Origin of the sequence: Nostoc sp. MG11 (genome assembly GCF_014904695.1) — a bacterium.
Taxonomy (GTDB): domain Bacteria; phylum Cyanobacteriota; class Cyanobacteriia; order Cyanobacteriales; family Nostocaceae; genus Komarekiella.
Window position 1 is genome coordinate 1 of record NZ_JACXXN010000128.1, and the last position, 4,044, is coordinate 4,044.

The 4,044-nt window shown below is 44.5% G+C and carries 4 protein-coding genes and 1 pseudogene; 4 read left to right on the forward strand and 1 reads right to left on the reverse strand.

Features of this window, described 5'->3' with window-relative positions:
* Positions 1-63: 63 nt before the first annotated feature.
* Positions 64-618, reverse strand: a complete 555-nt coding sequence (locus HCR01_RS37195; RefSeq protein WP_193200898.1) for a hypothetical protein — start codon at positions 616-618, stop codon at positions 64-66.
* 258 nt (positions 619-876) lie between these two features.
* Here HCR01_RS37195 and HCR01_RS37200 point away from each other — a divergent pair, with 258 nt between their 5' ends.
* The 4 genes and pseudogenes from HCR01_RS37200 to HCR01_RS37215 all read left to right on the forward strand — a co-directional run bounded on the left by HCR01_RS37200 (position 877) and on the right by HCR01_RS37215 (position 3,976).
* Positions 877-1,086 (forward strand): hypothetical protein, encoded by a 210-nt coding sequence (locus tag HCR01_RS37200; protein ID WP_193200899.1) that lies wholly within the window; start codon positions 877-879, stop codon positions 1,084-1,086.
* Between the two features lie 188 nt (positions 1,087-1,274).
* Positions 1,275-1,424: pseudogene (locus HCR01_RS37205) on the forward strand (DUF6887 family protein); the annotation flags it as partial.
* Between the two features lie 292 nt (positions 1,425-1,716).
* The gene (locus HCR01_RS37210) at positions 1,717-3,291 is read left to right on the forward strand and encodes a hypothetical protein (RefSeq protein WP_193200901.1); all 1,575 of its coding nucleotides are present in this window, start codon (positions 1,717-1,719) and stop codon (positions 3,289-3,291) included.
* A gap of 88 nt (positions 3,292-3,379) precedes the next feature.
* Positions 3,380-3,976 (forward strand): hypothetical protein, encoded by a 597-nt coding sequence (locus HCR01_RS37215; RefSeq protein WP_226890066.1) that lies wholly within the window; start codon positions 3,380-3,382, stop codon positions 3,974-3,976.
* Positions 3,977-4,044 lie beyond the last annotated feature (68 nt).

The window sequence follows — 4,044 nt, forward strand, 5'->3', positions numbered from 1 at the left end:
ACGGTTCTTTGGGGTTCATTAATGGGCTAACTTTGATACAAGACTATTGGTACAACTACACTTCTACCAGACCAGCCCTAGTTTTTGCAACACAACCCTCGGTCTTGCGTACCAGCCTTGTTGATTGCACCCGATGAAGCAAACAAAACGCCCGTCTTGGTAGAGTTTGGTGCTGAAAGATAACCAGTCAATTTCACCGTGGTACAGACCAAAAACAATGCAAGCTTTTTCCAATTCATCGCTCAATCGTTCGTTACGTTCTAGTAGCGTTTCTGGTAATGTTGCTTTGACTTCTGCAACTCTTGTAGCGAACCAGTCACGCTCAAAGGCAAGCCGTCCGCCATTCACGAATTGCACCCATACTGTAATTCCACCTTCAAGCCAGATGGTACGGATGGTTTCGGGCTGTGCTTGGATAATCTCGGCGATGATGCGGCGATCGCGAGATGTTAGGGGGTCAAGGGTTGGGGCTACAGCTTCGGCTTGGAATTCGAGGTGGTTGTACAGTTCTGTTTGGGCTGCGGCTTGCTCATCTTTGAAGGGGGCATCTTCAAATGTGACTATTTGATTAAGCTTAAAGCTTGAAGGTGCTTGATGTGTGCAAACGGATTGCGTCATAATAAGGATCTCCTGCCTCTACACGGGGTTAGGTTTTTCACAAAAGGCGATCGCTCAAGTTGTCCAGACCTCGCGATCGCCTTTTAGTTGCATAGCTTTAGTATATACAATGGCTATGCAAATGTCAACATATTTTCTAGATTCTGTATATGCAAAATTGAACAAAGCCTTATAAATTGTGAAAAAACTAGCATAGGCATTGCATAGACAAATAAATGAAGCTAGTCTTATGTATAGACAGATAAATGCAGGGAGCGTATGGGTCAGCTAAACATCCGAATAGATGATGAGTTAAAAGAAGCTTTCATAAGGAAAGCTAAAGAAGACAATACTTCAGCTACAGAATTACTAATTGAATATATGAAGCAGTATTTAGCTTCTCCACAAAAAAGTGAATCTCAGAAAATAGAGGAGCTAGAAAAAAGACTAGTAAGGGTTGAGCAAGTATTGGGGGAATTAGCAGCCTGAGAAACGAGCTTCAGTTTTTCAGGCTGTGGCGTGAGCGTGTCCGTAAATCTTTAAAAACTAATTCTATATCCTCTGATGATGAGTCAGGGGATTTTGCATAAATAGGGCGTATATACATTTGTAGGCATTGCATTGACTAATATATGCACTGCCTATACTATGAATATATGAATTAACCTAATTTTGACAATATGACACACCAAAAACTATTGGTTTATATGCAATTGCATCCAGAAGATATAGAGGCATTGCACAAATATATGGATTCATTGGAAGTTGTGCAGACACGTATAGCAGTAAGCACAGATGAAGAAGTGGAAGCTCAGATTCTCAAGTGAATAGGTCAGTAGCAGTCGTAAATTAAAAGCCCCACAGGGAAGTTTTGCAGGCTACCAGTGGGGACAGAACATAACCAACGTTTAAGGCTATGATTTTCTTAACAATACCAAATCTTTCTGCCCTATGTACAGGGTTCAATTGTATTATTAACGGACTTCTATCTCTGTTGAGTGGTGGCTGTAATAAAAATAATACTATCTCTGTCGGCGTAAAACCAGGACTACAAAAAATCTTTCATCTGCCAAAGGTAGTTTTTAGCACATCTTCTATTTATTGGAATAGGAGAGAAATATGCTGACACTAGAATCCGAAAGAACTTCAACCCTTGACTACAGCAATCTCAACATCAGCATCCAGGAAACCTTCGCCGCCATAGACCGGTTCGAGTGGCAGGCAGTAGACGAAATTATGCAAATGCGGGAGCAACAACTTTACCGCAAAGCTGGTTACAAGTCTTTCGAGCAATACTGCCAAGCTGAATTATCAGCCTGGGGTGGATATCGGAGAATCAATCAACTCTTGGGAGCCAAGAAAGTTATTGACGCATCCGGCGAGTTGGGCAAGCACATCAAAAATGAACGTCAAGCCCGTTCACTGCTACGGCTAGTCAAGGAACCAGAGAAACTAAAACAAGCTGTTGTGATCGCACTTGAAGGCAACTCCTCCCCTAGCGAATCAGACTTTGCATCTGCGGCAAATATTGTGGTTCCTCAACTTCCACGTAAAAAAGTTCAGGAACCAATGGTTTCCAAAACAGCCAAAGTCACAGTTTCATCACAATCACACCCCCGTTATGGCGAATCGGGAGTGATTGATGCAGAGGCGCCAAACGCTTGGCAGCAGATTGTCACTTTTGCTGATGGTGAAAAGCTGCTGATCAACAACGAGGATCTAAATGCCAAGAGCGTTCCATTCCCCAACGAGAGAACATTTCCACCAGAATACTCTGAGGCGATCGCCCAAATTAAAGAGCAACACCAGCAAGAATTAGAAAGACTTTCCCAGGAATTGAGGATTGGTTTGCAAACAGAAGCTACTACCAGAGCCGAAGCCCAGGTACAAGAGCAAATCCAATCTCTGCAAAACCTGTACAAGCAACAAAGGGAGCAAAACGTTCAGTTACAGCGACGGCTGGATGAAATGGAATCGCTACGGCAGTTGGAGACTGAGAACCAACAGCTTAGGCAGCGCATTCAAGATTTGGAAAACGCTGTAGAGCAACGTCCTTTGCAACAGTGGGGAAATACCATGACGCAACAGGCGACTAAAGTGTTGAACAAGCAGGTGAAACAGGCGTTAGAAAAGACAATTGATCTGCGATTGCTAGCTGTAGAACCGCCGAAAGAAAATGCCACCGAATGTCTGCGGCTCATGGGCATGGCGTTGAAGAACTTAGCCAGTGCCATGAACAATACTCAAGCTCTAGAAGCGGCGGCGATAATCTTGGGCAGCGAACCAACCCCTTCTGCAATCGCATATCGAGCCGAACAATTAGAAATGTTGCCCCAGGCGGTTAGTGATATTCGACAGGTGCTTGCACAGCCTGAGTGTACGTGGCAGGACTATTGGGCAGTGGCGCAAGAGTATAAGGTAATTAAACAGGACTACTGGGGGGAATTAACAACCCAAGAGACTGATTTAATTACCGCACTCCAAAACACATCTACTGAACCAGACAGTATTGGCATCGGCTCTATAGTTGCCCACGCCGATCCATATCGTACTTTGTATGTCGAGAAGGGTGAGGTTGTAGAGGATTTAGGCGAAGAGTTAGTGGTTGCTTGGGATTGTTGGAAGGAGCAATCAAAAAAGACTGACAGGTATTTCCGAGACGAGTTGCGCTTTTGGCAGGGCGAAAACCAGTAAATAAAAACTCGCTTTGAGATAGCTAAAAAACTTAAACGCGGCATGGGTGCAATGTCGCTCATATTGTCATGCAAATTTTGGAGGGAATATGACTACTACAGCGTTAAAAGCAATCAACGGTGGCAGCAAACAGCGAAACGAGCGCAAACAAGCAGATGCAGACAAATCGATTAGACCACACTGCAAGGTATCAATTGAGGATATCAACTGGGTTCGTCAACAGCCTCCATCTGTGCAGCAGCTTTGGTTAGATAGCGTGGCGGCTGAACAATTTGGTGGGGCTGCCCATAAACTCGATACTAACCTCACTTACAAATCCTTGCAAAAAGCAGGGGCAGCGTTGACTGCTCAAGGACTGTTCCAGTTTGAGGAAGTGTTTGGCCGCTTACCCTCTGGTAGACCAGGACTGATTAGCTACCGTGTCCGTAACTTGCACGGTTATTACAATCGCTTTTATTGGGAATCGTCCACGTCTGCGGAAACCAATTCTTGTGACGAGAAAGCCGTCCACGCCCGGGAGAAAGTAACCCAGCCCGAACCAAATCAAAACCACCCAAAAGTGGAACAAATCCACGCTGATTTGGAATCATTCCAAATGAATGGTCAAAAAAGTGAGGTATGCTGCGGGTTTCAAAAACCTAACAACGTTTCTAACTACCCGTTAACTACCTACCAACAACCTTAGTTGGTTGTTGGTATGGTAGTTGGTTCTGACGCGCCAACTGAAAATCCGCGTGTTGAGGAAACGGCTCA

Coding starts and splice junctions, on each gene's coding strand:
- HCR01_RS37210 (WP_193200901.1), top strand. CDS start 1,717: ATGCTGACACTAGAATCCGAAAGAACTTCAACCCTTGACTACAGCAAT.
- HCR01_RS37195 (WP_193200898.1), bottom strand. CDS start 618: ATGACGCAATCCGTTTGCACACATCAAGCACCTTCAAGCTTTAAGCTT.
- HCR01_RS37215 (WP_226890066.1), top strand. CDS start 3,380: ATGACTACTACAGCGTTAAAAGCAATCAACGGTGGCAGCAAACAGCGA.
- HCR01_RS37200 (WP_193200899.1), top strand. CDS start 877: ATGGGTCAGCTAAACATCCGAATAGATGATGAGTTAAAAGAAGCTTTC.